This is a genomic window from Kitasatospora acidiphila, from assembly GCF_006636205.1.
GTDB lineage: Bacteria > Actinomycetota > Actinomycetes > Streptomycetales > Streptomycetaceae > Kitasatospora > Kitasatospora acidiphila.
Genome location: NZ_VIGB01000003.1, coordinates 1,707,331 through 1,731,951, shown reverse-complemented (window position 1 = coordinate 1,731,951; position 24,621 = coordinate 1,707,331). Strand labels below are relative to the sequence as shown.

Here is a 24,621-nt window from a genome sequence, read left to right as displayed (position 1 = left end):
CCGCTGGTCGGCCCGGGCAACCGGGTGAGGTGAGACGAGTCACATCTGCCGCAATCCCGACTGGGCGGAAATATGTGGGGACGTTCTCCCCGTTTGGCGTACAGTCGATGGAAGTGGGGGATGAGTCCCCGGATCACCCCGGGCCCCCGGAAAGGAGTGCTGCCATGGACATGCTGGAAGTTCCGACTCCCGCCTGTGCGGCGGCACCCCGACTGCGGGCCGACGCGGTCCGGAACCGGGAGCGCATCCTCGCGGCCGCCCGGGAGCTGTTCGCCGACGAGGGCGCCGACGTGCCGCTGGACGAGATCGCCCGGCGGGCCGGCGTCGGCAACGCCACCCTCTACCGCAACTTCCCGGACCGTCCCGCGCTGATCCACCAGGTCGCGCTCTCCGTGATGGAGCGCGTCCTGGACCGGGCCCGCGCGGCGCTGACCAGCGAGGGCGACCCGTTCCAGGCGCTCTGCGAGTTCGTGCACGGCAGCGCCGACGAGCACATCGGTGCGCTGTGCACCATGCTCACCGAGCGGGTCGAGCCGCAGGACGAGGACGAGTACTTCGCGCTCAAGGCGGCGACCGAGCGGGTGGTGGACCAGCTGATGGTCCGCGCCCGGGAGGCCGGCAGCCTGCGCGCCGACGTCGCCCCCGGCGACCTGTTCGTCGCGCTGGGCCGGCTCTCCCGGCCGATGCCCGGGGGCGCCTGCCTCAAGATCGACCAGGGCATGCTGATCCACCGCCACCTGCAGCTGTTCCTCGACGGACTGCGGGCGCCCGCGCCCTCGGTCCTGCCCGGCCGCGCGATCACCCTGGACGATCTGCGGCGACCCAACTGATCGACCGCACCTGGTCAGCCCCACGTGATCCCGTGCTTGATCCACCTCGCTTGATCGACCTCACTGTCCGATGTCACTGATCGACCCCGTCGATTGTCAGTACCTCTGAGTAGCGTCACCGGGGAGCCGAACCGTCCCCGGCTCCGAGACTTCCGGAAGCGGCCCAGCCGCCTTTCGACCGCGCAGGGGGAGCGGCCTGTCCGCGTCCCACCGCACAACGGAAGCGGCCAGCCGCCTCCGACCGCACAAGCACCGATTCCTGCCGTTAGGTGAGTACTCCCATGTCAGACAACGTCGTGCCACAGGCCGACCCCAACCGCTGGAAGACCCTGGGCTTCCTCGGTCTCGCTCAGCTGATGGTGGTTCTCGACGCCACCATCGTGAACATCGCCCTGCCCACGGCGCAGAAGGCCCTGCACTTCTCGGACACCAACCGGTCCTGGGTCATCACCGCCTACGCGCTCGCCTTCGGTGGCCTGCTGCTCTTCGGTGGCCGCATCTCCGACATGTGGGGCCGTCGTCGCACCTTCATAACCGGCCTGATCGGCTTCGCCGGCGCCTCGGCGATCGGTGGCGCCTCGCAGAGCTTCGCGATGCTGGTCGGCGCCCGCGCGCTGCAGGGCGTCTTCGGCGCACTGCTCGCACCGGCCGCCCTGTCGCTGCTCACCGTGACCTTCACCGAGGCCAAGGAGCGCGCCAAGGCCTTCGGCATCTACGGCGCGATCGCCGGTGGTGGCGGTGCGCTCGGCCTGATGCTCGGCGGTGTGCTCACCCAGTACCTGAACTGGCGCTGGACCTTCTACATCAACGTCCCGTTCGCGATCATCGCGGTGCTCGGCGCGCTCTTCGTGATCCGCGAGCCCGCCGGCGGCCTCAACCGCAACCGGCTGGACATCCCCGGCGTGGTGCTGGTCTCGGCCGGCCTGGTCTCGCTGGTCTACGGCTTCACCGAGGCCTCCGAGAAGGGCTGGGGCGCCAGCCTCACCATCGGCCTGTTCATCGCCGCCGCCGTGCTGCTGATCGCCTTCGTGATCGTCGAGCGGACCGTCAAGGCCCCGCTGCTGCCGCTGCGCGTGGTGCTCGACCGCAACCGCGGCGGCTCCTACCTGGCGCTCGGGCTGGCCGTGATCGGCATGTTCGGTCTGTTCCTGTTCCTGACCTACTACATGCAGAACATCCTGCAGTACACCCCGGTCACCACCGGCTTCGCGTTCCTGCCGATGGTCGCCGGCATGATCACCGGCTCCACCCAGATCGGTGCCCGCCTGATGAACCGGGTCCCGGCCCGCTGGCTGATGGGCCCCGGCTTCGTGGTCGCCGCGATGGGCATGCTGATCCTGACCCAGATCAAGGTCGACACCTCGTACTGGCAGATCCTGCCCGGCCTGGTCCTGATGGGCCTCGGCATGGGTACCGCGTTCATGCCGGCGATGAGCCTGGCCACCTTCCGGGTGCGCCCGACCGACGCCGGTGTCGCCTCCGCGATGGTCAACACCTCGCAGCAGGTCGGCGGCGCGATCGGCACCGCGGCGCTGAGCACCGTGGCGACCAGCGCGACCAACGCGTACATCAGCTCGCACCACGTTCCGCCGATCCCGCAGGTTCCCGCCGGTCACCCGGCCACCCCGCCGTCGCCGGAGATGATGCAGAAGATGCACGAGATCATGGCCGGGCACGCCCAGGCGGCCGTGGCCGGCTTCTCGCACGCCATCTGGTGGTCGTTCGGCTTCCTGCTGGTGGCCGCGGCGATCGCCACCGCGCTGCTGAACGGCGGTGGCAAGGCGAACATCGTCGCCGCCGGCAGCGGTGACGGCGAGGTCGCCGACGTGCCCGTGATGGCGCACTGACGCACGGCTGGCAACTCACCTGACGGCGCCGCCCCCTCCCCGGACCCGGGGAGGGGGCGGCGCCGTTTCGCTTCCTCGGGAAACGCGTTGGACAGCCCGATGACCCACGTGATCGACTCGGCTGATCCGCAACGAGGAGGAGCCGCATGGCCGTCAGCCCCACCGTCGCCCCGATCGACCGCCTGCGCCGGGCCGTGGCCCGCACGGCCGAGCTGGTCGCGGACCGGGAAGCCACCGGGCTGAGCCATGACGACGCCGACGACGAGCACGGCACCGTCGGCACCGACGGCGCGATCGGCTTCGACCCGGTCCCGCTGCTCGCCGAACTCGACCGGCAGGGCGCCCCGGTGGTGGCCATCGGCCAGGTGGCCGGCATCCTGCACGGCTCCCGGGAACTCACCGGCGACCTCGACCTGCTCTGGGACGGCGACCCGTCCCGGGCGGACGCGATGGCGGCGGCCTTCGCAGCCGTCGGCGCCGTGCTCCTCGACGAGGACGGCAACGAACTGCCCTGCACCCCGAGGCGTTCCACCTCCGCAAGCTCGACTTCCGCACCCCGCAGGCCTCCGGCGACCTGTGCACGCCCAAGCTCCCCTGGGGCGAGCTCGACGTGGCGGACTTCGTGACGCGTGCGCTCACCACGCCCGGTGCGGACGGCACCCTGATCCGCTACCTGCGCAAGGCCGACCTCAACGCGATGCGCAGCGCCATCGGGCGCACCAAGGACCTGCGCCGCGTCACCGAGATGGAGCAGCTGGCTGCCGTGCCCGATGTGGCCGGTGTGGCCGGTGTGGCCGCCCACCCGCCGAAGCCGCGCCCCGGCGACCGGGTCGCCGTGCTCTCACCCTCGGCCGGCCTGCCCGCCGTCTTCCCGCACCCCTACGAGCTCGGACTGCGCCGCCTGCGCGAGGACTACGGCCTGGAACCGGTGGAGTACCCGACCACCCGCGTGCTGGGCGCCTCCCCGCAGGACCGCGCCGCCGACATCAACGCCGCCTTCGCCGACCCGAGCATCAAGGCGGTGATCGCCACCATCGGCGGCGAGGACCAGATCACCGTACTGCCGCACCTGGACGGCGAGTTGATCCAGGCCAACCCCAAGCCCTTCTTCGGCTACAGCGACAACACCAACCTGCTGGTGTTCCTGCGCAACCTGGGCGTGGTCGGCTACCACGGCGGAACGGTGATGGTGCAGTTGGGGCGCGGCGGCCGGGTACACCCCGACACCGATGCCTCGCTGCGCGCCGCGCTCTTCGGCTCGGGCTGCTACGAGTTGCACCCTGCCGCTGAGGTCGGCGACCAGGAGTCCCCCTGGGAGCAGCCCGAACTCCTCGCCGAGGAGCCGCTGATGGAGCCCGGCACCGGCTGGATCTGGCACCAGCCGGACCGCGTGGTGGAGGGCCCCGGCTGGGGCGGCAGTCTGGAGATCCTCTCCTGGATGGCCATGGCCGACCGCGAAGTCCGCCCCGCACACGAATACGCCGGTAGCGTCCTCCTGTTGGAGACCACCGAGGAACTGCCCAGCGCCGACACCGTCTACCGCATCCTGCGCAACTTCGGCGAGCGCGGCCTGCTGCGCCGGTTCCCGGCGTTGCTGATGGCCCGCGCCAAGTCCTGGAGCTTCCAGCAGCGCAACCCGCCTGCCGGGAAGCTCGCCTTCCGCACCGCCCAACGCGAGGCCGTACTGCGGGCGTTGGCCGAGTACGCCCCGGAGACGATGGCCGTCTTCGACGTGGACTTCGGCCACACCGACCCGCAGTTGGTGCTGCCGGTGGGTGGGAGGATCCGGGTGGACGGACCGGAGCGGCGCATCACCGTGTGGTACTGAAACGGTGCGGTGCTGAAACGGCTTGGTACTGAAGCGGCTTGGTACTGAAACAGGCGGCCCCCGGCCGGTGATCCGGTCGGGGGCCGCCTGTTCGGTCTTGCTCGGTCAGACCGCTCGCTCGGTGCCCCGCTGGTCGCGCCGCCCCGCCATCCAGACGTAGACCAGGATCCCGGCGAACAGGAACAACACGCCCTGGTAGACCGCCGCGTAGCCGGCGCCGGCCAGCAGCCAGATCGAGAAGGCGAACGCGCCCAGACCCAGCGCCGCGTCCCGCAGCAGGCGGCCCGGCGCCACCTTGCCCTGCTCGCCGCGCACCAGCCAGTACAACTGCGCGGCGGTGGAGAGCAGATAGGGCACGGTGGCCGTGAACGAGGTCACCAGCACCAGGATCTCGAAGGCGCTCTGGGCACCCGAGGCGAAGTTGAGGACGGTCAGCAGCGAGGCCAGACCGACACTGATCAGCACGCCGTAGACCGGCACCCCGCGCTTCTCGACGGCGAACACGGCCGGGAACAGCCCGTCCCGCGCGGCGGCGTACGGTGCCTGAGCGGCCAGCAGCGTCCAGCCGTTGAGCGCGCCGGTCATCGACACCAGCGCGGCCACCGCGATCACGCTGCCACCCCAGGAGCCGCCGAACATCACGTTCACCGCATCCGAGAACGGCGCGCTGGAGTGGAGCAGCCGGCTGTGCGCGACCGTCCCGAAGACCGCCAGGGTGCCGAGCAGGTAGACCAGCGCCGCACCGGTGGTGCCCAGCACGCTGGCCCGTCCGACGTTGCGCTCCGGGTCGCGGACCTGGCCCGCGCTCATCGCGGCCGACTCGACACCCAGGTAGCTGAAGAGCAGGATCGCGGCGGCCGCCGTCATGCCGCCCACCCAGCCGCTGCCCGAGGCGTCGAACGGCCCCATCTTGGCCGGGTTGAAGAAGAACAGCCCGCCGACCGCGACCAGCGCCAGCGGGATGAACTTCAGCACGGTGGAGACGATCTGGACCGCACCCACGTACCGGGTGCCGGCCAGGTTCGCCAGCGCGGGCAGCCACTGCAGCAGCAGCGCGGCGCCGATGGTGAGCAGCTTGGAGTGCTGGATCGGCAGCAGCACGTCGAGATAGCCGACCGCCGCCACGGCGAGCGCGGCGTTGCTGACCCAGGTGGTGATCCAGTACGACCATGCGGACAGGAAACCGGCGAAGTCGCCGAACGCCTCGCGTGCGTAGACGTACGGACCGCCGGTGCGCGGATTGCGCCGGGCCAGCTTGCCGAAGACCAGCGCGAGCGCGATCGCGCCCACGGTCAGCACGGCGAACGCGAGCAGGCTGACCGTCCCGTACGGGGCGACCGCGGCGGGCAGCATGAAGATGCCGCCGCCGATGATGTTGCCCATCACCAGCGCGGTGGCGGTCGGCAGGCCGAAGCGGCCACCCTTGTGCTTCTCGGCCTGCTCGGGTCCTGGATGGTCGACGGCGGCCGGGGTGGGGCTGGCTGCCTGACGGGGAAGGACCGGGCTGGTCTGCATGAGGGTGGTGCGCCTTTCCTGCTACTGCTCGGCTCGGTGGAGCCGGCGGCAATCGTCGCTTTAGCGGACACCTCCCGCAAAATCACCCGTTTTTGTCCGTCGTGCCTGGTCAGCGGCCATAAGACTTGCGGTGAACCGGGTCGCTGACCGGCACTCGTCCGGCGGGTTCGGGTATCGGGTCCGGGTATCGGGTTCGCGGAGGATCACGGTCGGGCCGCCGTGACCACGTAGTAGTCGAGGATCCGCTCTTCGTAGGCCCGCAGGAAGTTCCGCGGCCAGGTGCCCGGAGCCCACCACTGGCTGAGCCAGCGGTCCCAGCCCTGCCACACGTGCGGCCCGATCGACTCGACGCGCGCCCCGGTGAGCCCCGCTGCTCTGAACGCATCCGTGAGCGCCGTCACCGGCCGGGCGATGTCCAGGCCGTTGGCGTACGTCTCCAGCAGCTTCGCCATCTCCTCCGGCCGGCCGGGTGCGTCGTCCACCGTGAAGAAGCTGGCCACGGCCACTCGACCGCCCGGCCGCAGCACCCGCGCCGCCTCTACGGCGAAGGCGTCGAGATCCGGGAAGTGCTGAGCGGCCTCCACGCTGATGACGGCGTCGAACCCACCATTCGGCAGCGGCATCCGCTCCGCGGCCCCCTGGACGAACCGCAGTCGTCCCGGTTCGTCGCGCAGCAGATCGGCCTGCGCGCCGCGGGCCCGCCGCAGCTGCTCCGGGTGAACGTCCAGGCCGGTGACGGCGGCAGGGCCGTACTCCCGCAGGGTCAGCGCGCACCCCATGCCGAGCCCGCAGCCCACCTCCAGCACCGCCGGATCGTTCCCCAACCCGGCCGCGTCCAGCACATGCCGGTAAAGGTCCTCCTGGCTGCGCACCCGCTCCGCCTCGCCGAGTGGGCCGCTCAGGTCAATGGCCTGCCAATAGCCGAAGTTGATGAACCCACCGGCGAAGATGGGCGCTCTGCTCAGATCGTCCGGCCCGTACGTCTCCCGCACCGCCGGCCGCATCGCCGTTTCGTCTGCCACCGTGTCACACCTCCACCCTGACAACGCCGCGCCGGATGGAGGGGTGACGGTTTCAGCGCAGTCGGCCGACCACGGAGCTCAGGTCGGCGGCGAGTTGGAGCTCGGTGGCCCGCAGTGCGGGGTGCTCCAGCCAGTGCAGCCGGGCGGTGTCCGGCCGGCCCTCGTGCAGCGGGGGCCAGCCGGGGGAGGGCGTGAAGTCGTCCACCACCACCGTGCCGCCCGGGGTGAGCAGGCGAGTGGGGTCGGCCGGCGCATCCCCCTTGCCCTGCCCGCCGCCGTCCAGCACCAGCAGATCAAACGGCCCGTGCCGGTACAGCTCGGTCCAGTCGCCGCACACCACCGTCACGTTCGGCCGGTCGGCGAACACCTCGGCAGCCACAGCCGCCCTGGCCTCGTCCCGCTCCACGCTCACCAGCCGTACCCCGTCCCCAGCCCCACTGGCCAGCCACGCCAGCCCCACCCCGCACCCCGTCCCCGTCTCCCCGATCAGCCCGACCGCGCCCTGCGCCAACACCTGCAGCAGGCGCCCCTGTTCGGGCCGGCACGAGTACGCGAACCCCGCGCCCTCAGCGGCGTCGAGCGCCCGGCGCACCAGCGGCGGCAGATCGGCGAGGGCGCGGTGGGCGGCGGTGCCTTGAACGGACAACGGGACCTCACGGGGGTCGGACTGTCGGATCGCCTCTGATCCTTCCCGCATGAAGGTCGCCCGTACTCCCGCTCGCGGAACCAAGCTGTACGTAATCGTCGCAGCTACACCGGAATGAGCACGACTCAGTGCGTATGGCGGACGGGGCCGGTGGTGATCTCGCGGGCGGGTCGTCACCGGATGGAGCGGGTTCAGGTGGTGTGAACCCGCGTTGGTAGGGGCGCACTTGACCCATGCGCGCTTGCCGATGGCGACGCGGGGCTCAACGCCTCGTTCGTCGGCGAGCGTTTCGATCAGCAGCAGACCACGGCCGGCTTCATGGCCAGCGCCCTCCGGGCGGTGGGCATCGGCGCGCATGTGTCACCCAAGTGGCCGGCGGGCCCTGCGCGGTAGGTGCAGCGCCCTGCGAGGGTGGTGAGCCGCCTGCGCGTTGGCAGTGGTCGGCGCGGGCGGGCTGCTCAGTGAGCCCCGCGGATGCCGCTGACCCCCGTCACAGCGCTGTCACAGCCATGTCACAGGGCTCAGGACCCCCTGGCGACCCCTGTTCCTCATGGGTATTTAATTTTCCCATACAGGACCGCGAATCGGCGATCCTACTCATGGGGGAGCAGTACATGACGACCGGCTCACGCAAGACCGCCGTTGCCCTGACCGGGCTCGCGGCTGTTGCTGCGCTGACTCTGACCGCGTGCAACGACGACGGCTCCGGCTCGGGTACCACTACGGCCCCGAGCTCGGCGGCGGCGTCCAGCCCGGCTGCGTCGAAGCCGACTGGCATGCCGACGAGCATGCCGTCCAAGGTGACCATCCCGGGCGCACCGAGTGGTGACGCCAGCTCGCCGGCCGGCGGTGGCGGCGGTGCGACGGCCGGCCCGGCGGCCACGGCGGGGCAGACCTTCAAGATCGGCCAGCCGGCCACCATCCCGTTCAGCTACGGCAGCACCAAGGGCACCATCGCGCTGACCGTGACCTCGATCGACGCCGGCGTCCCGTCCGACCTGGCCCCGCTCAACCTGGGCGACAAGGTCAAGGGCATGGTGCCGTACTACGTCCGCTTCTCCGTCACCAACGTCGGCAACTCCGACCTCTCGTTCACCAACGTGTCCGAGATCAAGGGTCTGCTGCCGGACGGCTCCGAGGCGCAGGGGGTGTCGATCTTCAGTGACTTCCCCAAGTGCAACGACAACGCGCTGCCGAGCGGCTTCACCAAGGGCAAGTCGGTCCAGGGCTGCATCCTCGCGCTCGCGCCCACGGCGTCGGTGAAGGTCGACGGGGCCATGTACTGGGGCGACCCGTACACCCTGGACAAGGGCGTCTACTGGAAGTAACCGTTGGCGGTCAGCACATGACTTGCTGACTTGCTGACTTGCTGATCCCTGACAGCCTCCGGTCCATTGCGGGCCGGAGGCTGTCGGCATTCTGGTCGGCAAGGGGGAGTTGGCCCTTATGCCGCCGGCTCGACCCCGAGCTCGCGGAGCAGCCCGCGCACCAACTGCTCGATCCGGTCGCGGATCGGGCGCACCGCGTCCACGCCCTGGCCCGCCGGGTCCTCCAACTGCCAGTCCAGGTACCGCTTTCCGGGGAAGTACGGGCAGGCGTCGCCGCAGCCCATGGTGATCACCACATCCGACGCCTGGACGGCCTCGACGGTGAGCACCTTCGGCACCTCGGCGGAGATGTCGATCCCGACCTCCGCCAGGGCCTCGACCACGGCGGGGTTGACGGTGGCGGCCGGGGCGGAGCCGGCCGAGCGGACCTCGACCCGTCCCGCGGCGAGGTGGGTGAGGAAGGCGGCCGCCATCTGGGAGCGGCCGGCGTTGTGCACGCAGACGAACAGGACGGACGGGATGGAGGGGGAGCTCACGAGGGGTCTCTTCCTTGGTAGGGCGTTCAGCGGTCTACGGCGACGGGGTGGGGCTCGCCCTGCGGTACGACGTCCCCAGCGGGAGCGGGCCGCCCGAACAGCGCCCCACCAGGCCCATGCCCACCACCAGCCCCACGAGCTGCGCGCCGATGAACGGCAGCACGGACCCGGGCGCGATCCCGGCGAACGTATCCGTCACCGCGCGGCCGATGGTCACCGCCGGGTTGGCGAACGAGGTGCTGGACGTGAACCAGTACGCGGCGCCGATGTAGGACGCGACCGCCGCCGGCGCGAGGTGCGCGCGACCGGCCCGCGTGAGGCCGAAGACCAGCAGGATCAGCCCGGCGGTCGCCACGACCTCGCCCAACCAAAGATGCGGCGCCCAGCGCTCGTGGGTGGACCAGCGCACCAGCGGGCGGGCGAACATCGCGTTCGCCAGCACCGCCCCGCCGGTCGCCCCGGCGATCTGCGCGGGGACGTAGGCCGCGACCTCGCGCAGGGTCGGCCCCTCGGCACCCCGGCGGCCGGCCCACCAGGCGGCCAGCGTCACCACCGGGTTGAAGTGCGCGCCGCAGACCGGGCCGAGCAGCGTGATCAGTACCCCGAGACCGAACACCGTGGCCAGGGAGTTGGCCAGCAGCTGCACCCCGACGTCCGAGGAGAGCTCGGTGGCCTGGATGCCGGAGCCGACCACGACGGCGACCAGCGCGCCCGTCCCGAGGAATTCGCCCAGGGCCTTCCGGCTGAGCCCTATCGCCCCCTTCACCGCGCGGCCACCGGAGCCTGCCCATCCGGCGCCTGCCCGCCCGGCGCCTGCCCGCCCGGCGCCTGCCCGCCCGGCGCCTGGAGCAGTGCGGAGAGCGACGCCAGCGCGGCAGGCAGCACCCAGTAGTAGACCCAGGTCCCGCGCCGCTCGGAGCCGACCAGCCCGGCCTCGCGCAGCACCTTCAGGTGGTGGGAGATGGTCGGCTGGGACACGTCGAACGGGCCGGTCAGGTCGCAGACGCACGCCTCGCCGCCCTCGTGCGAGGCGATCAGCGACAGCAGCCGCAGCCGCACCGGGTCCGAGAGCGCCTTGAACATCCGCGCCAGCTCGCCGGCGTCCGCCTCGCCCAGCGGCTCGCGGACCAGCGGTGAGCAGCACGGCACCGCCTCGCCCTCGTCCTGGCCGAGTACCACCAGCTCTGATTTCGACATGCATCTATGTTGACACTCATCAAATCAAGTGGCAACCTCGCCTGTATCGACATCCATCAAATCAAGCGGTTCCGGGAGGGCCACCATGTCCCGTGTTCAACTCGCTCTGCGCGTCGCCGACCTCGAAGGCTCGATCGCCTTCTACGCCAAGCTCTTCGGCGCCGAGCCCGCCAAGCGCCGCCCCGGCTACGCGAACTTCGCCATCGCCGAGCCGCCGCTCAAGCTCGTCCTCATCGAGGGCGAGCCCGGCCAGGACACCCGCCTGGACCACCTCGGCGTCGAGGTCGAGAGCACCGAGCAGGTCACCGCTGCCACTGAGCGCCTCCGCCGGGCCGGGCTCGTGGCGCTCGAGGAGAACGACACCTCATGCTGCTACGCGCTCCAGGACAAGACCTGGGTGACCGGCCCGGGCAAGGAGCCCTGGGAGGTCTACGTCGTCAAGGCCGACGCCGACACCCTCGGCAAGAGCGCCGACGCCGCACCGCAGGGCTGCTGCGCCAACGGCTGACGACCACCACGGCAGGGCGGCACCCGGTACGGCTGACAGCGGTGGCCCGTACGACATCGACGCGCACGGCCCGGACGGCTTCCTGCGCGGCTACAAGGGCGATGTCCGCACCTGGAGCGACGCATCGAAGGGGCGCCCGGAGGTCTCCGTGGTGGAGTCGCCGACCGGGGTGCGGATCACCTTGAGCAGCCAGGGCGGACGGGCGGTGGAGTTCACCATCGGCGCCAACTCGGCCTTCGGCGCGGTTGGTTCGGTGCCACAGGTAGTGACCGTGGCGCCCGGCGGCAGCGCGGAGCAACTGCTCGCCCCGACTGCCGCCGGCCGCTACGACTACACGGTCACCGCGAACACCGGGGACGGCTTCGAGCGCCGGTTCGCCGGGCGGGTGCAGCCGGAGCGGTGAGGGTCAGCTCTGACGCTTCGGAGGGTCAGCTCCGACGTTCCGTCAGATTGGCGTGGCGGCGGGCGGTTTCGGCGATCGCCGCCCCGTCCCGCTCGCCATCGCCGTGCGCGATGCTCTCCAGCAGGGCATCGCGCAGCAGACTGCCCAGCGGGAGTGGGACCTTGGCGTCGGCGGCCGTGTCCAGGGCCAGGTTGACGTCCTTGAGGGCCAATGCCAGCTTGAACGCGGCCGGTTCGTAGCGGCCGGCCACGATCATCGAACCGTAGCCCGAATAGATCGGTCCCGGGAAGATGCTGCCGGTGAGCACCTCCAGCAGGTCGGCCGGGGCCAGACCGCTGGCCTCGGCCAGCGTGGCGGCCTCCGCGAACGCCTCCACCGCCGAGAACAGCATGAAGTTGGCGCTCACCTTGGCGACATTGGCCAACTGCGGCTGCTCGCCCAGCCGGTAGGTGTGGCGGCCCATCGCGTCGAACAGCGGGGCCGCCCGGTCGAGCAGCGCATCCGAGCCCGCCGCGAGGATGTTGAGGTTACCGCCGGCCGCCGCCTCCGGGCGGCCCAGCACCGGCGCCGCGACATAGCCGATGCCGTGCTTGCCGTGCAGTTCGGCAGCCCGCTTGGCCAACGCGGGGGAGATGGTGGCCATGTTGACGTGCAGGTCGGTGGTGGCTGCCGCCAACGCGTCCTCGTCCAGGAGCAGCGACTCCACCGCCGCGTCATTGGCGAGCATCGAGACGACCACGTCGCTGCGCAGCACCTCGGCGATCCCGTCGGCGGGCCGGGCGCCCTGCTTGACGAGCTCGGCCACCGGCTCCGGCGAGCGGTTCCAGACGGTCACCTGATGGCCGGCGGCGACCAGCCGCCCTGCCATCGCGCGCCCCATCGCGCCCAGTCCGATGAATCCGACGTGCATGGTTGGCTCCCTGCTCGGTGGTGGACCTGTGCTCCGACTGCTGTCGACCTCATGCCGATCCATGGCTGATCGGCTGCCGACCTGCGCTCGATCCGCGCTGGACGGGCGATCGTTCGTTCGATCCGCAGTCGATCTCCTGCCGATCTCCTGCCGATCTCCTGATGATCTCGTGCCGATCTCATGCCGATCCGCGCCGGTCTCCTGCTGATCCTAGGCAGGGCTCGGCCGTTGGTCGGGGAGGCACACGGTAGTTGTGCAGGCCTTATACCTGCAAGAGCGTGTTATCTCCTGCTGGCGTATTCTGGACATCGGGAATACATCGGGAATAGGGAGTCGGGACATTGGGAATATGGACGACTCCCGGCCGAACCGACATGTGAGGAGCCAGTGGGATGACTGCCACCGATCCAGCGCTGACCTCCCTCCCTCAGGGATGGTTCGCGCTCTCCCGGCTGCACGACCGGATCGAGTCCCGGTTGGAGCAGGCCCTGCAGGCCGGACATGACCTCAGCGTGCGCGAGTACTCGCTGCTGGCCGTGCTCAGCCGGCAGCACGGCGGCGTCGGCGGCCACCTGCGGATGGCCCAGGTGGCCGACGCCGTGGTGCTCAGCCAGAGCGCGACCACCCGGCTGGTCTCCCGCCTGGAGGACCGCGCGCTGCTCACCCGCTACCTGTGCGACACCGACCGGCGCGGCATCTACACCGACGTGACCCCGGCCGGCCTCGAACTCCTGGAGGCCGCCCGCCCGACCCACGACAGCGCTCTCTGCGAAGCCCTGCAGGAAGCCGCCAAGGACCCTGAACTCACCGACCTGGCCCGAGTGGTGAGCAGTCCGAACGCCACGGCGGTTGCCCGGAAGTGACCTTGGGGCCGCGGCTACCCGGAAACCACCACGACCTCCAGGCAACGCGGCCCGTGCACGCCCTCCACCCGCTCCAGTTCGATGTCACTGGTCGCCGACGGTCCCGAGATCCAGGTCTGCGGACGGGTCGGGTCCAGGCGGGGCAGGGCCTGGGGCAGTGAGGCGACCACCTGGTCGGCGCGGATCACGCAGATGTGGTGGTCCGGAACCAGGGTGAGCAGGCGCCGACCCTGCGCCGGCCCGGCATCCAGCACGATGGTGCCCGTCTCGGCGATCGCCAGGGCGCAACCGGTCAACGTGCTGTCCACGCCGTTCAGTTGGTCGGCGGTAACGGTGGGGCTGTCGGGCAGCCGCGTCACCTCGTGGGCGGCTGCCAGCCACTTTGACGGCAGATCGGTCGGCACCGCGAGCGTGCGGGAGCCATGCGTGCGCAGGATCTCGGCCAGCAGTGACGGGAGTTGATCCTCCGTCGTCCGGTGCACCATGGCGCGGTAGTCGGCCAGGTTCTCCGCGAGCAGGGCGAGCAGCGCGGGGCCGGTCGCCTCGGTGTGGGCGGTGCGGTATGCGCGGGTCACCGGCGGGTCGGCGTCCGGGGCTCCGGGCGGCACATCGGCCAGCGCTGCGCGCACCTTGGCGAGGACGCGGTCACGGGAAGTGGTCATCGGGCTGCGCTGTCCTTTCCGGTCTTGCCGTCGTCGTGCTTCGGCCCGTCCTCGCCGTTCGGCCGGCTGTTCCACCAGTCGCGGAACGGGTGTTCGGGCAGGGTGGGCAGGTCGCGGCTGTCGCTCCAGGCCTTGGCCGGGCCGGGCAGTGGCAGGCGGCGAGGTAGCAGGCCGCGCGCCCGGCTGGCGGTTCGCAGGGCGGCGGAGTACGCGGCCGGGTGATCCAGGAGCCAGCCGGCCGACTTCATCGCAGCCCGCTCCAACCGGTGCCCCGGCGCCTGGTCGGCCACCCGCTCGCGCAACTGGACCAGCACCTCCGGGATGTCGATGGCCACCGGGCAGACCTCGTAGCAAGCGCCGCACAGCGATGAGGCGTACGGCAGCGAGGCGTCCACCTCGCTCTGCAGGCCGCGCAGTTGCGGGGTGAGGATGGCGCCGATCGGCCCCGGATAAGGGGAGCCGTAGGCGTGCCCGCCGGCCCGCTCGTACACCGGGCAGACGTTGAGGCAGGCCGAGCAGCGGATGCAGCGCAGCGCCTGGCGGCCCACCTCGTCGGCCAGGGTGTCGGTCCGTCCGTTGTCGAGCAGCACCAGATGGAAGTTTGACGGGCCGTCACCAGCCGTGGTGCCGGTCCACAGCGTGGTGTACGGGTTCATCCGCTCGGCGGTGGAGGAGCGGGGCAGCAGCTGGAGGAACACCTCCAAGTCCCGCCAGCTGGGCACCAGTTTCTCGATGCCGACCACCGAGATCAGGGTCTCCGGCAGGGTCAGGCACATCCGGCCGTTGCCTTCGGACTCGAGCACGACCAGGGTGCCGGTCTCCGCCACGATGAAGTTGGCACCCGACACGGCCACCTTGGCGCGCAGGAACTTCTCCCGCAGGTGCAGCCGGGCCGCCTCGGCGAGCTCGGCCGGGCTGTCGGTCAGTCCGTCGGGCGCGGGACGGCCCCAACGTCCCATCGCGTCACGGAAGATGTCGCGGATCTCGCTGCGGTTGCGGTGGATCGCCGGAACCAGGATGTGCGACGGCAGGTCGTCGCCGAGCTGGACGATCAGCTCGGCGAGGTCGGTCTCATAGGCCGTGATGCCCTCGGCCGCCAACGCCTCGTTGAGCCCGATCTCCTGCGTGGCCATCGACTTGACCTTGACGACCTCGCTCTCGCCGGTGGCTCGGACCAGGTCGGCGACGATCCGGTTGGCCTCGGCCGCGTCGGCGGCCCAGTGCACCGTGCCACCCGCCGCGGTGACCGCCTTCTCGGCCTGGAGCAGGTAATGGTCGAGGTGGCGCAGCGTGTGGTCCTTGATCTCCTGTCCGGCCTGGCGCAGTTGGGCCCAGTCGTCGAGTTCGGTCACCGCGCGGGCGCGCTTGTCGCGGATGGTGTGGGTGGCGTGGGTGAGGTTGGCGCGCAGCTGGGCGTTCTGGGTGGAGACGGCGGCCGCCTCGGGGAACGGCGGCATGCCGAGGAACGTGCGGCTCATGCGGGAATCACCGTTTCGGTCGGCTCGGTGGCGGTGGCGTCCTGCTCGGTGGCCGCCAGGATCTCGGCGATGTGCAGCGGGCGCAGCGGCTGGTCCTGCCGGTGCAGCAGCCCGCCCAGGTGCATCAGGCAGGAGTTGTCGGCGCCGCAGAGCACCTCGGCGCCGGTCGACGCGGCGTTGCGGACCTTGTCGGTGCCCATGGCGGTGGAGACGGCCGGGTTCTTCACCGAGAAGGTGCCACCGAAGCCGCAGCACTCCTCGGCGCCGGGCAGTTCGATGAGCGTGAGCCCGCGCACCGCGCGCAGCAGTCGCACCGGACGGTCACCGAGGCCGAGCATCCGCAGCCCGTGGCAGGACGGGTGGTATGTGACGGTGTGCGGGAAGTAGGCGCCCACGTCGGTGACTTCGAGCACGTCGACCAGGAACTCGGTGAGCTCGACCACCCGCGGGACCAGCGCGTCGGCAGCCTTGCCGAGCGCGGTGCCACGCCCCTCGGCGCGGGCCTTGGCGCCGATCCGCGGGTAGTTGTCGCGCACCATTGCGGCGCACGACCCGGACGGGGTGACCACGTAGTCGTAGCCCGCGAACACCTTCGCCATCCGGTGCACCAGCGGCTCCGTCTCGCGCCGGTAGCCGGTGTTGTACTGCGGCTGGCCGCAGCAGGTCTGCCCGGTGGGGAAGTCGACGTCCACGCCGAGCCGCTCCAACAGGGTGACGACGGCGCGGCCGGTGTCGGGATAGAGGGCGTCATTGACGCAGGTGAGGAAGAGTGCGACACGCATGGGGGTCCTCGTGCGGTCTCGGTTGATCAGTACGTCGTCGGTCAGTTCGTGGTTGATCAGTACGTCGGGATCAGTAGTAGGTCGGGTCGGCCATTCTTTGGTCAGACCATATACCCGAGAGGTGGCCAAGGGGCAGTGCGGGGCGCGGTCGCCGCTAGGACTCGGTGTCGGCCGGCAGCGCCGGCAGTGCGACCTCGTGGTAGAAGCGGTGGATGTGCGACTCGACCAGATCGCCCGCCGCCTGTGCGTCACCGGCGGCGATGGCCTGGTAGATCGCGTGGTGCTCGACGCGCAGGTCGGCGGCCACCGCGGGCCAGTCGTCGAGGCGTCGGAAGGCCGCGAGCAGCGGATGCCGGACGGCATTGCGCACCGCCACGGTCAGATCCGCCATCAGCCGGTTGCCGCCCGCCTCGGCGATGGTCACGTGGAAGGCGACGTCGTGCTCGCTGAACTCCTCGCGGGACAGCGCCGGGTCGTCCATCAGCGCGAGCAACTCGCGTAGCCGGGAAAGCTGTTGCTCACTGGCCTGGCCGGCGGCGGACCGGGCACTGGCCCGCTCCAGGGCGGCCCGGGTGTCGACCACGTCGGGCAGCGGGAAGTTGGCCAGCGCGATGTGAAACCGCAGCAACTGGGTCAGACCCGCGCTCGGCAGGGCCGTGATCACGCTGCCGGAGTCGCGCCCGGTGCCGACCTTGGCCCGCACCACGCCCTGCGCCTCCAGCACGCGCAGCGCCTCGCGGATCGCCGCCCGGCTGACTCCGAGCAACTCCACCAGCTCACGTTCCGGCGGCAACCGGTCGCCGACCCGCAGCTTCCCGGCCAGGATCTGCTCCTCGATCCGGTCCAGGACCAGCTCGAAGGTGCGCGAGCGGGGTACCGGTTCCCACCCAGTCGGCTCCGCCATGAGGCCCTTCCGCTCCGCTCCACTCACACCCACCTGGGGAACCGCAGGTGAGCGGCCTTCCCGGTGGTCCGATCATAGGTCACACCAATGTGGTCTTGGCCGGACCAAGCACCAGCGGGGTGCGGCCCGGGCCCGCCTGCCCGGGCCGCCCGCCTGGCGCGCGTGGTCGACGCGGTCAGGCGGGCGGGCCCGGTCACGCGGGCGTGGACGGCTTGCGGGCGAGGAGGAAGGCCTGCGGCACGGACTCCACGCCATCGGTGACAGGGCCGCGGACCAGGTGAGTGTGGACCGGGAGGCCGGCGGCGGCGAGTGCGGCGATCACGGTTTCCGGGGTACGGCGGTGGAACTCCAGCAAGACCTGATGACCCAGCAGCTCGTCGCGGCGGTGCAGCTGGTCGCCGACCTGGAATGCCACCAGCAGCGCGCCGCCGGGGGCCAGGACACGGTGGAACTCAGCCAGCGCCCGGGGGAGTTGGTCCGGCGGCAGGTGGATGATCGAGTACCAGGAGAGGATGCCGCCGACGCTGTTGTCCGGGAGGTCCAGCGCGGTGATCGAACCCACCTCGAAGCGGAGGTCGGGGTGGTTCTTGCGGGCGATCTCGATCATCTGGGGTGAGAGGTCGAGCCCGAAGGGGTCCTCCAGGCCCAGCTCGCGCAGCAGCGGGGTCAGTCGGCCCGGGCCGCAGCCCAGGTCGGCCACCGGGCCGTGACCGCCGTCCCGGACGAGCTCGGCGAAGGCGGCGAGCATCGCTCGGTCCAGCGGCTTGATGTCCGGCTGGTAGCGGAAGCGCTCGGTGTAGTCGGCAGCGATGGCGTCGTAGGAGGCGCGGGTGTTGCGCAGGAAGTCGGGCTCGGTCACCCCACGGCTCCCGGCGTGGCAGCGGTGGCCTGGGTGGTTGCCGTGGCCGGGGTGTTCGCTGCGGCAACGGCTGTCGCCGGCGCTTCGGGGGCTGTTGCCGCTTCCGGGGCGGGCAGGGGGAGGACGGCCAGTGCGTCGACCTCGACCAGGAACTCCGGTCGGATCAGCCCGGCCACCACCACGGCGCTGCTGGCCGGCGGGTTGGCGGTGTCGATCACGGCGTCGCGGGCGGCGCGGAGCGCGGGGAGGTAGGCGGTATCGGTGATGTAGAAGTTCAGCTTGATCACGTCGGTGAACTCGGCACCGGCGGCCGCGAGGGCCCGGCGGATGTTCTCGAAGACCTGACCGGCCTGGGCATCCGGGTCGCCGGGGCCGACCAGGGCGCCGCTTTCGTCCAGCGCGAGCTGGCCGGAGACCGCGACGACGCGACCGGTGCCCCAGGACACGTGGCTGTAGCCGTTCCCGGGGGCGAGCCCGGCGGGGGCCACCAGGTGCCCGCTCGGTGCGACGGGCGTCCCAGGCGCATTGGGAGTCTGGAAGCTGTCGGACATAGATGATCCCCTGTTCAGTAATGCCCGTGGCGCCAGTCGGTCATGACTAGCGATCAACGCAAGATCACACGCTAGGGGAGCGGGGGCAGGTCTGCTCATCTTCGGGGCTAATAATGCCCAGCATTAACGCCGGTGGAGGTGGTCGCCAGCTGGGCGACGGGAGTGGACGCCAGTCAGCGCGTCGGCCGCCACCGTGGGGTGATCGAGCGGACCATTGCCTGGCTCGGCACCCTTCCGCCGCCTCGACCGTCGCTACGAGCGCCGCGCCGACCACTTCCTGGCCAGGCTGCCCGCGCCTCCTCGACAGTAATAATGCCCAGCATTACCATCCTCGCCATGGCACGAACCACCGGACGAAGCGACACCCGCGAGAAGCTGCTCCACGCCGCCGAGCAGCTCTTCGCCACCCAAGGCGTGGACGGCGCCCAGACCCGGGACATCGTGCGGTTGGCCGGGCAGGCCAACCCGTCGGCCGTGCAGTACCACTTCGGTTCCCGGGCCGGCCTGCTGGACGAGATCATGAAAGCCCGCCAGGAACGCACCGAACGCGTCCTGGCACAGCGGCTGCCCGAGCTGGCCGGCCTCGCCCTGCCCGAGCTGCTCCGCGCCCTGATCGACGCCGAGGCCACCGAGCTGCGCACCGCCGACGGTCGCCACGCACTGCGGATCTCCGCCCAACTCGGGCACCAGGGCGGCCCCTCGGGCGGGTCCCCTGGCGAGCCCTCCGGCGGGTCGTCGGCCGTGCTCCCGGCGAGCCTCGGCCAGCAGCGCTTCGTCGACCACATCACCGAGCGGCTGGCCGTGCCCCCGGGCGTGGCGGGCCTGCCCGAGCCGGTCCGCCGTCAGCGGCTCGAGCTGGCGCTCACGCTGATCCGCACCGCCCTCGCCGACCGGGCGCGCCAGTACACCGATGGCGAACAACCGCTCACCGACGAGGCGTTCTTCCTCGCCGATCTGGCAAGCATGGCAACCGCCCTGCTGCAGGCGCCGCTACCGGCCCCCTGAGCCCATCAGCCGCCGATCCGGGCGCACGGATCCCCACGGGCCGGCCCTTGCGGCCCGAGCGCAGCCCGCCACCCCGTGCTGCCCCGGCCGCCCCGTGCTGCCCCGGCCACCCCGCGTCGCCCCGCCCACCCCCTGCCGCCCAGCCCCACCCCTGCGCACCCCCTGGGTCGCCCCTGCCAGGGGCCGCAACCCGCAGCACCCACGCCGGCGAAGAGTCGGCGTGCGCCGTAAGTCGTGCTGCTGCTGATCGGCGCAACACCCACGCGAGGTGAATAGCCGGGGAGTTGTCAGTCCACCGTGGGAGGCTGGGGAAGCAAAGCTGACGATCCGCCGGATGCCTTGAACCCAGGAGGGCCGATGTCCCGGTTTGCCCCACCCGCCCCGGATGAGCGGTCCGCGCTGCTCGGGTTCCTCCAGCACCAGCGTGCGGCGCTGCGGTTCGCTGTGTTCGGGTTGACCGAGAAGCAGGCCTGGTCGGTGCCGAGCGCCAGCGAGCTGTCGCTCGCCGGGCTGCTCAAGCACGCCGCCGTCACCGAGCGGCGCTGGGTGCTCGCCGCGCTGGCCGGGCAGGAGCTGCCCGGTCTGTGGCCGATCACGGACCCGGGGGCCGAGTTCCAGCGGGCCGAGGGCGACACCGTCGACGCTCTGCTGGCGAACTGGGAGAAGGCCGCTGCCGAGACGGAGGAGGTGGTGGCGGCGCTGCCCTCGCTGGATGTGCCGTGCGCCAACGCGCAAGCCGCCCAGTGGTCGGCGCGCTGGGTGCTGCTGCACCTGATCGAGGAGACTGCCCGGCACGCCGGTCATGCCGACGTGATCCGCCAGTCGATCGACGGTGCCCACTCATGGGAGCTGATGGCCAAGGCAGAGGGCGACGGCTGAAAGTCGCGGGACGAGTTACTCGTAGCGGTACTGCGGTGGCTGCGGGGTGCTGTCCGCCCGCGCTGCGCCGCCCGGCTGCGGGGTGCTGCCCGACTGCGCCGAGCTGCCCGGCTGCCGGGTGCTGGCCGTTGAGCCGATCATCGAGCTGGTCATGAGGCGCAATCCAGCGGACCGCCGCCCACCTGGGGATACCGTTGTCCGTATGACGCCTGGTGATCTGCCTGCCGCCATTGCCGAGCTCAGGGACGCCCTCGGCCCGACCGCTGTGCTGGCGCCGGGCGATCCGGCGGCCGGTTTCGTCCGGGACGAGCGCGGCCTGCTGCCGGCCCGGCCGGCGGCGGTGCTGCGACCGCGCAGCACCGCCGAGGTGGCCGCGGCAATCCGAATCTGTGCCCGCCATCGGGTGCCGGTGGTGCCGTTCGCGGGCGGCACGGGACTGGTCGGCGGCGCGATCCCGCTCGGTGATGAAGCCCAACTGGTACTGAGCGTACAGAAGTTGGACCGAATTCGCAGCGTCGACCAGGCCGACTTCGCACTCACCGCAGAGGCCGGGTGCGTGTTGACGGATGTTCAGCGGGCCGCCGAGGAAGTCGGCTTGCTCTTTCCGCTGCGGCTGGCCTCCGAGGGCAGTGCCCGGCTCGGCGGCGCGATCGCCACCAATGCCGGCGGCAGCAATGTGCTGCGGTACGGGATGACCCGCGAGCTGGTGCTGGGCCTGGAGGCGGTGCTTCCTGACGGCCGGATCTGGCACGGCCTGCGCAGCCTGCGCAAGGACAACACCGGCTACGACCTCAAGCAGCTGCTGATCGGATCCGAGGGCACCTTGGGCGTGGTCACCGCCGCCACCGTGCGGTTGGTGCCGCGCCCCCGGCACCACGCGGTCGCCCTGCTCGCCCTGCCCGAACCGACCGTGCTCACAACGCTCTTCGCGCTGGCCCGCGAGTGGTTCGAGGACCGGCTCACCGCCCTGGAGCTGTTCGGCCGAACCGGGATGGACCTGCTGCTCAGCCACCTGCCTGACCAACTCCCTGCACCGAAGGACCCGTTCACCCGCCCGCACCCCTGGTATCTGCTGGTCGAGGCCACCGCGACGAGGGACGGCGCTGGGTTGGCCGCCCAGTTGGAGTCCTTCCTCGCCGAGGCCACCCGGCTGGGGCTGGTCACCGATGCGGTCCCCGCGCTGGACCGCCCGCAGGCGCGGGCGCTGTGGGCACTGCGCGAGGCGCTGCCGGAGGCCGAGAAGCGGGCCGGCGGCGCGATCAAGCACGACGTCAGCGTGCCGCTCGGCGCGATCGCCGCGTTCCTGGCCGACACCGAACGGGAGTTGGCGGTGGCCTTTCCTGGCGTCCGGGTCAACGCCTTCGGGCACGTCGGCGACGGCAACATCCACCTCAATGTCCTGACCCGACCCGAACGGGCTGCCAGGGTATCGGAGTTGGTCTATCGAGTGGTTGCCGAACGCCACGGCTCGATCAGCGCGGAGCACGGCATCGGCGTGCTCAAGCGCGAGGCACTGGCGGTGGCCCGGGAGCCGCTCGAACTTGAACTGCTGCACACCGTGAAGGCGGCCCTCGACCCACTGGGCATCATGAACCCCGGCAAACTGCTACCCGGTTGACGCACCGGGGCCGCCGACCACCCAACGGGTCGGCGGCCCCGGAAAGCTCACGAAACCAACGGAAGCAGACGACGACGCGTCAGTTGATCGCGAAGTCGTCGCCGTAGACGTCGCTTTGGCTGTACCAGCCGTGCAGGTACACGGTGACGGTGCCCGAGGCGTTGGTGGTGAACGGGACGGTCAGCTTGGTCCAGCCGCTGCCGGAGGCCCAGCTGGAGCCGGTGGCGCCGCCGCTGACCCCGAGGTACGCGTAGTTGCCCTGGACCCAACCGGTCAGCGTGTAGGCGTGGTTGGGCTGCAGAGTGACGGTCTGGTCGCACTCGCCGGTCTGGTTCGAGGTCGGCGCTACCTGCAGTGCGTGGCTGCCGGAGTGCACCGGGGTGCTGACCACCGCGCCGCCGCTCTGGCAGGTCCAGGGGCTGAGGCTGCCGGTCTCGAAGCCGCCGTTCACCAGGGAGCCGCCACCGCCACCGCCGGTGCTGGTGACGTTGAGGGTGTAGCCGGCGCTGTGGCTGCCGGAGGCGGCCGCACCCGTGATGGTGAGCGGGTAACTGCCGGGCGCCACACCGGAAGCGACGGAGATGCTCAGGGTGGCGGTGCCGCCTGCGGTGACGCTGCTGGGGCTGATCGCGGCGGTGACGCCGGCCGGCGCGCCGGAGACGGAGAGCGCGACGCTCTGCGCGGAGCCGGAGGTGACCGACGTGCTCACCGTGGCCGTGGTGCTGGAGCCCGCCTGGACCGAGCCGGACGCCGGCGAGTCGCTCAGTGCGAAGTCGTTGCCGGTGGTGCCGCCGCCGGAGGAGGTGAAGGGCTCCAGCGCGTGGCTGAAGTCCCAGGTGCTCTGGGCTATTCCGGAGCAGGTGTCGGAGCCCGCGGTGCCCACCGCGCAGCTGCTGTTGTCACGCTGCAGGGCCCAGAAGGCAAGGGTGTTGACGCCCTTGGAGGTGGCCCAGCTCTGCACGTTCTGCGCGTCGGCGACGGTGGTGGTCTCAGCGGTGCCGTAGTCGTCGACGCCCGGCATCAGGGTGATGCCGATCGAACCCCACAGCTGCGCGGCCGACTTGCCCGGGTAGAGCTGGGCCAGCTGGCGGTAGAGGCCGCCGGCCGCGTTCTCCGCGTCGGCGGCCATCTCATGGGTGGCGCCGTCGTAGTAGTCGAACGTCATGATGTTGACGACGTCGATGCGCGCGTTGTTGCTGACCGCGTTCTTCAGCACGTTGAGGCCGCCGGCCGCCAGACCGCTGGTGGTGGTCGGCAGGGTGTAGGAGAACTGGACGTTGCGCCCGTTCGCCGCCGCCCAGTCCTCGACCAGCTTGACCGCCTTGTTGCGGCGGTCGATGCCGGCGCTGTTGGTCAGCGAGTTGTCCTCGGTGTCCAGGTCGATGCGGCTGACGTTGTAGGTGGTGATCACCGACTCGTAGGCGGCCGCGATCTGGTTGACGTCGGTGCAGCTGTCGGCGATCTCGGTGCCGCCGTTGTCGGCCGCGTAGCCGCCGAAGGACGGGATCGCATTTCCGCCGGACGCCTGGAGGCTCGCGATGTCGCTGCCGAACGAGGACGTGGCGATCGGGGTCGAGGTGTCGCCGTCCCAGTAGACGGAGCAGGAGCCCTTGGTGGCGGCCTGGACGAAGGCCATGCTCAGGTACTTGTTGCCGGACTGGGTGGCCTGGCCGGAGAGGCTGCCAGGCGTGTAGGCCTCGTAGTAGGGGGCGAAGACGCGCGCGGGCAGCGGCGTGCCGGCGGCGGCAGTGACGGCACCAGCGGCATGGGCGGCGGTGGGGGCGCCGACCAGCAGGCCAGCCGACGCCGCCAGCGTGGCGCCGACGGTCAGTACCGCCTGGAACGATCTCTGAAGTCGCATCAGTGCTCCAGCGTGTGGGGGAGGAGGAGTGGCGCACGTACGGGAATCGGCGCACGGCGACGACCGGCGCCGAAGCGTCGGTCGGTCGGTGCGCGGCAGGGCGGGTCGGGGAGCGGGTCTTATCGTTGGACTAGACCAGTTATCTGTCAAGAGTCCTAACAGTTCGAGACTCATTGGCCCGCCGGCCCGAGGCGCAGTGGCCTGCCAGTCCGAGACCTCCCGGCCCGCCGGATCGAGGCCCATCAGTGGGTCGGCCGAAATCAGGCGGCAGCGCGGGCGGGCCGTGCTGGGGCGGGCACGGAATGTATACGAATCACCGCCGGGCTGGTGAGCATCCCCACAGGCGTTTCACGCCTACGACGGAGGGTCGTAGGCAGCCGCACCCCGGCTGAGCGGTCGGACCGGCGGTCCGCACCGCTCCTCCTACCGACCGTCGTAGTAGCGCTGCTTGCTGCCCCACGGCGGGCCACGTTAAACCTGGACGAGTCGCCAAGCGCGCCGCCTGCACCGGGCTGAACGGTTCAGCCCCATCCGGTGCCGAGTTCAGAGGTGGAGCGCTCCGTCCGGACACCGACCGACTCCGGGGTGT

26 protein-coding genes are annotated in these 24,621 nt (G+C 71.0%); 11 read left to right on the top strand and 15 right to left on the bottom strand.

Annotated features, from left to right (window positions below; translation table 11 throughout):
• Window positions 1-170 precede the first annotated feature (170 nt).
• The 4 genes from E6W39_RS08770 (at window position 171) to E6W39_RS08755 (ending at window position 4,505) form a co-directional block, all read left to right on the top strand.
• Window positions 171-830, top strand: a complete 660-nt coding sequence (locus E6W39_RS08770; RefSeq protein ID WP_141637619.1) for a TetR/AcrR family transcriptional regulator — start codon at window positions 171-173, stop codon at window positions 828-830.
• Window positions 831-1,111: 281 nt separating this feature from the next.
• Window positions 1,112-2,677, top strand: coding sequence for an MFS transporter (locus E6W39_RS08765; RefSeq protein WP_141633048.1), 1,566 nt, complete (start codon window positions 1,112-1,114; stop codon window positions 2,675-2,677).
• A 146-nt stretch (window positions 2,678-2,823) separates the two neighbouring features.
• Window positions 2,824-3,303 carry a hypothetical protein gene (locus tag E6W39_RS39150; RefSeq protein ID WP_181799162.1) on the top strand — a complete coding sequence of 160 codons (480 nt, stop codon included), beginning with the start codon at window positions 2,824-2,826 and terminating at the stop codon, window positions 3,301-3,303.
• Between the two features lie 119 nt (window positions 3,304-3,422).
• A complete protein-coding gene (locus tag E6W39_RS08755) occupies window positions 3,423-4,505 on the top strand; it encodes a S66 family peptidase (protein WP_141637618.1) in 1,083 nt (360 codons plus the stop codon).
• 105 nt (window positions 4,506-4,610) lie between these two features.
• On the opposite strand, the gene E6W39_RS08750 is transcribed toward E6W39_RS08755, so the two are convergent.
• The 3 genes from E6W39_RS08750 to E6W39_RS08740 all read right to left on the bottom strand — a co-directional run bounded on the left by E6W39_RS08750 (window position 4,611) and on the right by E6W39_RS08740 (window position 7,688).
• A complete protein-coding gene (locus E6W39_RS08750) occupies window positions 4,611-6,020 on the bottom strand; it encodes an amino acid permease (RefSeq protein WP_141633046.1) in 1,410 nt (469 codons plus the stop codon).
• Window positions 6,021-6,223: 203 nt separating this feature from the next.
• A complete protein-coding gene (locus E6W39_RS08745) occupies window positions 6,224-7,042 on the bottom strand; it encodes a class I SAM-dependent methyltransferase (protein WP_228718035.1) in 819 nt (272 codons plus the stop codon).
• Between the two features lie 52 nt (window positions 7,043-7,094).
• A complete protein-coding gene (locus tag E6W39_RS08740; protein WP_228718034.1) occupies window positions 7,095-7,688 on the bottom strand; it encodes an O-methyltransferase in 594 nt (197 codons plus the stop codon).
• A 614-nt stretch (window positions 7,689-8,302) separates the two neighbouring features.
• On the opposite strand from E6W39_RS08740, the gene E6W39_RS08735 reads away from it, so the two are divergent.
• A complete protein-coding gene (locus E6W39_RS08735) occupies window positions 8,303-9,016 on the top strand; it encodes a hypothetical protein (protein ID WP_141633044.1) in 714 nt (237 codons plus the stop codon).
• A 116-nt stretch (window positions 9,017-9,132) separates the two neighbouring features.
• On the opposite strand, the gene E6W39_RS08730 is transcribed toward E6W39_RS08735, so the two are convergent.
• From E6W39_RS08730 to E6W39_RS08720, 3 genes are read right to left on the bottom strand one after another with little or no spacing between them, the layout of a single operon-like run.
• Window positions 9,133-9,552 (bottom strand): arsenate reductase ArsC, encoded by a 420-nt coding sequence (locus E6W39_RS08730; protein ID WP_141633043.1) that lies wholly within the window; start codon window positions 9,550-9,552, stop codon window positions 9,133-9,135.
• A 34-nt stretch (window positions 9,553-9,586) separates the two neighbouring features.
• On the bottom strand, window positions 9,587-10,318 hold the full coding sequence (locus E6W39_RS08725; protein WP_141633042.1) for an aquaporin: 732 nt from the start codon (window positions 10,316-10,318) through the stop codon (window positions 9,587-9,589).
• Entirely contained in the window at window positions 10,315-10,683 is a 369-nt protein-coding gene (locus tag E6W39_RS08720; protein ID WP_407658601.1) for an ArsR/SmtB family transcription factor, read from the bottom strand. Before E6W39_RS08720 ends, E6W39_RS08725 begins: the two co-directional genes overlap by 4 nt.
• A gap of 151 nt (window positions 10,684-10,834) precedes the next feature.
• On the opposite strand from E6W39_RS08720, the gene E6W39_RS08715 reads away from it, so the two are divergent.
• Both E6W39_RS08715 and E6W39_RS08710 read left to right on the top strand, forming a co-directional pair.
• Complete coding sequence (locus E6W39_RS08715; protein ID WP_141633040.1) at window positions 10,835-11,257, top strand: ArsI/CadI family heavy metal resistance metalloenzyme; 423 nt, start codon at window positions 10,835-10,837, stop codon at window positions 11,255-11,257.
• Between the two features lie 148 nt (window positions 11,258-11,405).
• On the top strand, window positions 11,406-11,660 hold the full coding sequence (locus tag E6W39_RS08710) for a phospholipase domain-containing protein (protein WP_228718033.1): 255 nt from the start codon (window positions 11,406-11,408) through the stop codon (window positions 11,658-11,660).
• 25 nt (window positions 11,661-11,685) lie between these two features.
• Here the strand turns inward: E6W39_RS08710 and E6W39_RS08705 are convergent, their stop codons facing one another.
• Window positions 11,686-12,570 carry an NAD(P)-dependent oxidoreductase gene (locus E6W39_RS08705; protein WP_141633038.1) on the bottom strand — a complete coding sequence of 295 codons (885 nt, stop codon included), beginning with the start codon at window positions 12,568-12,570 and terminating at the stop codon, window positions 11,686-11,688.
• A 392-nt stretch (window positions 12,571-12,962) separates the two neighbouring features.
• On the opposite strand from E6W39_RS08705, the gene E6W39_RS08700 reads away from it, so the two are divergent.
• Entirely contained in the window at window positions 12,963-13,433 is a 471-nt protein-coding gene (locus E6W39_RS08700; RefSeq protein WP_141633037.1) for a MarR family winged helix-turn-helix transcriptional regulator, read from the top strand.
• Between the two features lie 14 nt (window positions 13,434-13,447).
• On the opposite strand, the gene E6W39_RS08695 is transcribed toward E6W39_RS08700, so the two are convergent.
• The 6 genes from E6W39_RS08695 to E6W39_RS08670 all read right to left on the bottom strand — a co-directional run bounded on the left by E6W39_RS08695 (window position 13,448) and on the right by E6W39_RS08670 (window position 18,669).
• The gene (locus tag E6W39_RS08695) at window positions 13,448-14,095 is read right to left on the bottom strand and encodes a LutC/YkgG family protein (protein ID WP_141633036.1); all 648 of its coding nucleotides are present in this window, start codon (window positions 14,093-14,095) and stop codon (window positions 13,448-13,450) included.
• Complete coding sequence (locus tag E6W39_RS08690) at window positions 14,092-15,573, bottom strand: lactate utilization protein B (protein ID WP_141633035.1); 1,482 nt, start codon at window positions 15,571-15,573, stop codon at window positions 14,092-14,094. The genes E6W39_RS08695 and E6W39_RS08690 overlap by 4 nt, the downstream gene beginning before the upstream one ends.
• Window positions 15,570-16,355, bottom strand: coding sequence for a (Fe-S)-binding protein (locus E6W39_RS08685; RefSeq protein ID WP_141633034.1), 786 nt, complete (start codon window positions 16,353-16,355; stop codon window positions 15,570-15,572). The genes E6W39_RS08690 and E6W39_RS08685 overlap by 4 nt, the downstream gene beginning before the upstream one ends.
• Window positions 16,356-16,509: 154 nt before the next feature.
• On the bottom strand, window positions 16,510-17,259 hold the full coding sequence (locus E6W39_RS08680) for a FadR/GntR family transcriptional regulator (RefSeq protein WP_141633033.1): 750 nt from the start codon (window positions 17,257-17,259) through the stop codon (window positions 16,510-16,512).
• A gap of 193 nt (window positions 17,260-17,452) precedes the next feature.
• On the bottom strand, window positions 17,453-18,118 hold the full coding sequence (locus E6W39_RS08675; RefSeq protein ID WP_141633032.1) for a class I SAM-dependent methyltransferase: 666 nt from the start codon (window positions 18,116-18,118) through the stop codon (window positions 17,453-17,455).
• Entirely contained in the window at window positions 18,115-18,669 is a 555-nt protein-coding gene (locus tag E6W39_RS08670) for a RidA family protein (RefSeq protein WP_141633031.1), read from the bottom strand. The genes E6W39_RS08675 and E6W39_RS08670 overlap by 4 nt, the downstream gene beginning before the upstream one ends.
• Window positions 18,670-19,005: 336 nt before the next feature.
• On the opposite strand from E6W39_RS08670, the gene E6W39_RS08665 reads away from it, so the two are divergent.
• Window positions 19,006-19,674, top strand: a complete 669-nt coding sequence (locus E6W39_RS08665; protein WP_141633030.1) for a TetR/AcrR family transcriptional regulator — start codon at window positions 19,006-19,008, stop codon at window positions 19,672-19,674.
• Between the two features lie 357 nt (window positions 19,675-20,031).
• Complete coding sequence (locus E6W39_RS08660) at window positions 20,032-20,553, top strand: DinB family protein (RefSeq protein WP_141633029.1); 522 nt, start codon at window positions 20,032-20,034, stop codon at window positions 20,551-20,553.
• A gap of 15 nt (window positions 20,554-20,568) precedes the next feature.
• Here E6W39_RS08660 and E6W39_RS39145 read toward each other — a convergent pair whose 3' ends face one another.
• Window positions 20,569-20,706, bottom strand: coding sequence for a hypothetical protein (locus tag E6W39_RS39145; protein ID WP_181799161.1), 138 nt, complete (start codon window positions 20,704-20,706; stop codon window positions 20,569-20,571).
• 49 nt (window positions 20,707-20,755) lie between these two features.
• Here E6W39_RS39145 and E6W39_RS08655 point away from each other — a divergent pair, with 49 nt between their 5' ends.
• On the top strand, window positions 20,756-22,171 hold the full coding sequence (locus tag E6W39_RS08655) for an FAD-binding oxidoreductase (RefSeq protein WP_141633028.1): 1,416 nt from the start codon (window positions 20,756-20,758) through the stop codon (window positions 22,169-22,171).
• A gap of 79 nt (window positions 22,172-22,250) precedes the next feature.
• Here the strand turns inward: E6W39_RS08655 and E6W39_RS08650 are convergent, their stop codons facing one another.
• Window positions 22,251-24,032 (bottom strand): carbohydrate binding domain-containing protein, encoded by a 1,782-nt coding sequence (locus E6W39_RS08650; protein ID WP_141633027.1) that lies wholly within the window; start codon window positions 24,030-24,032, stop codon window positions 22,251-22,253.
• Window positions 24,033-24,621 lie beyond the last annotated feature (589 nt).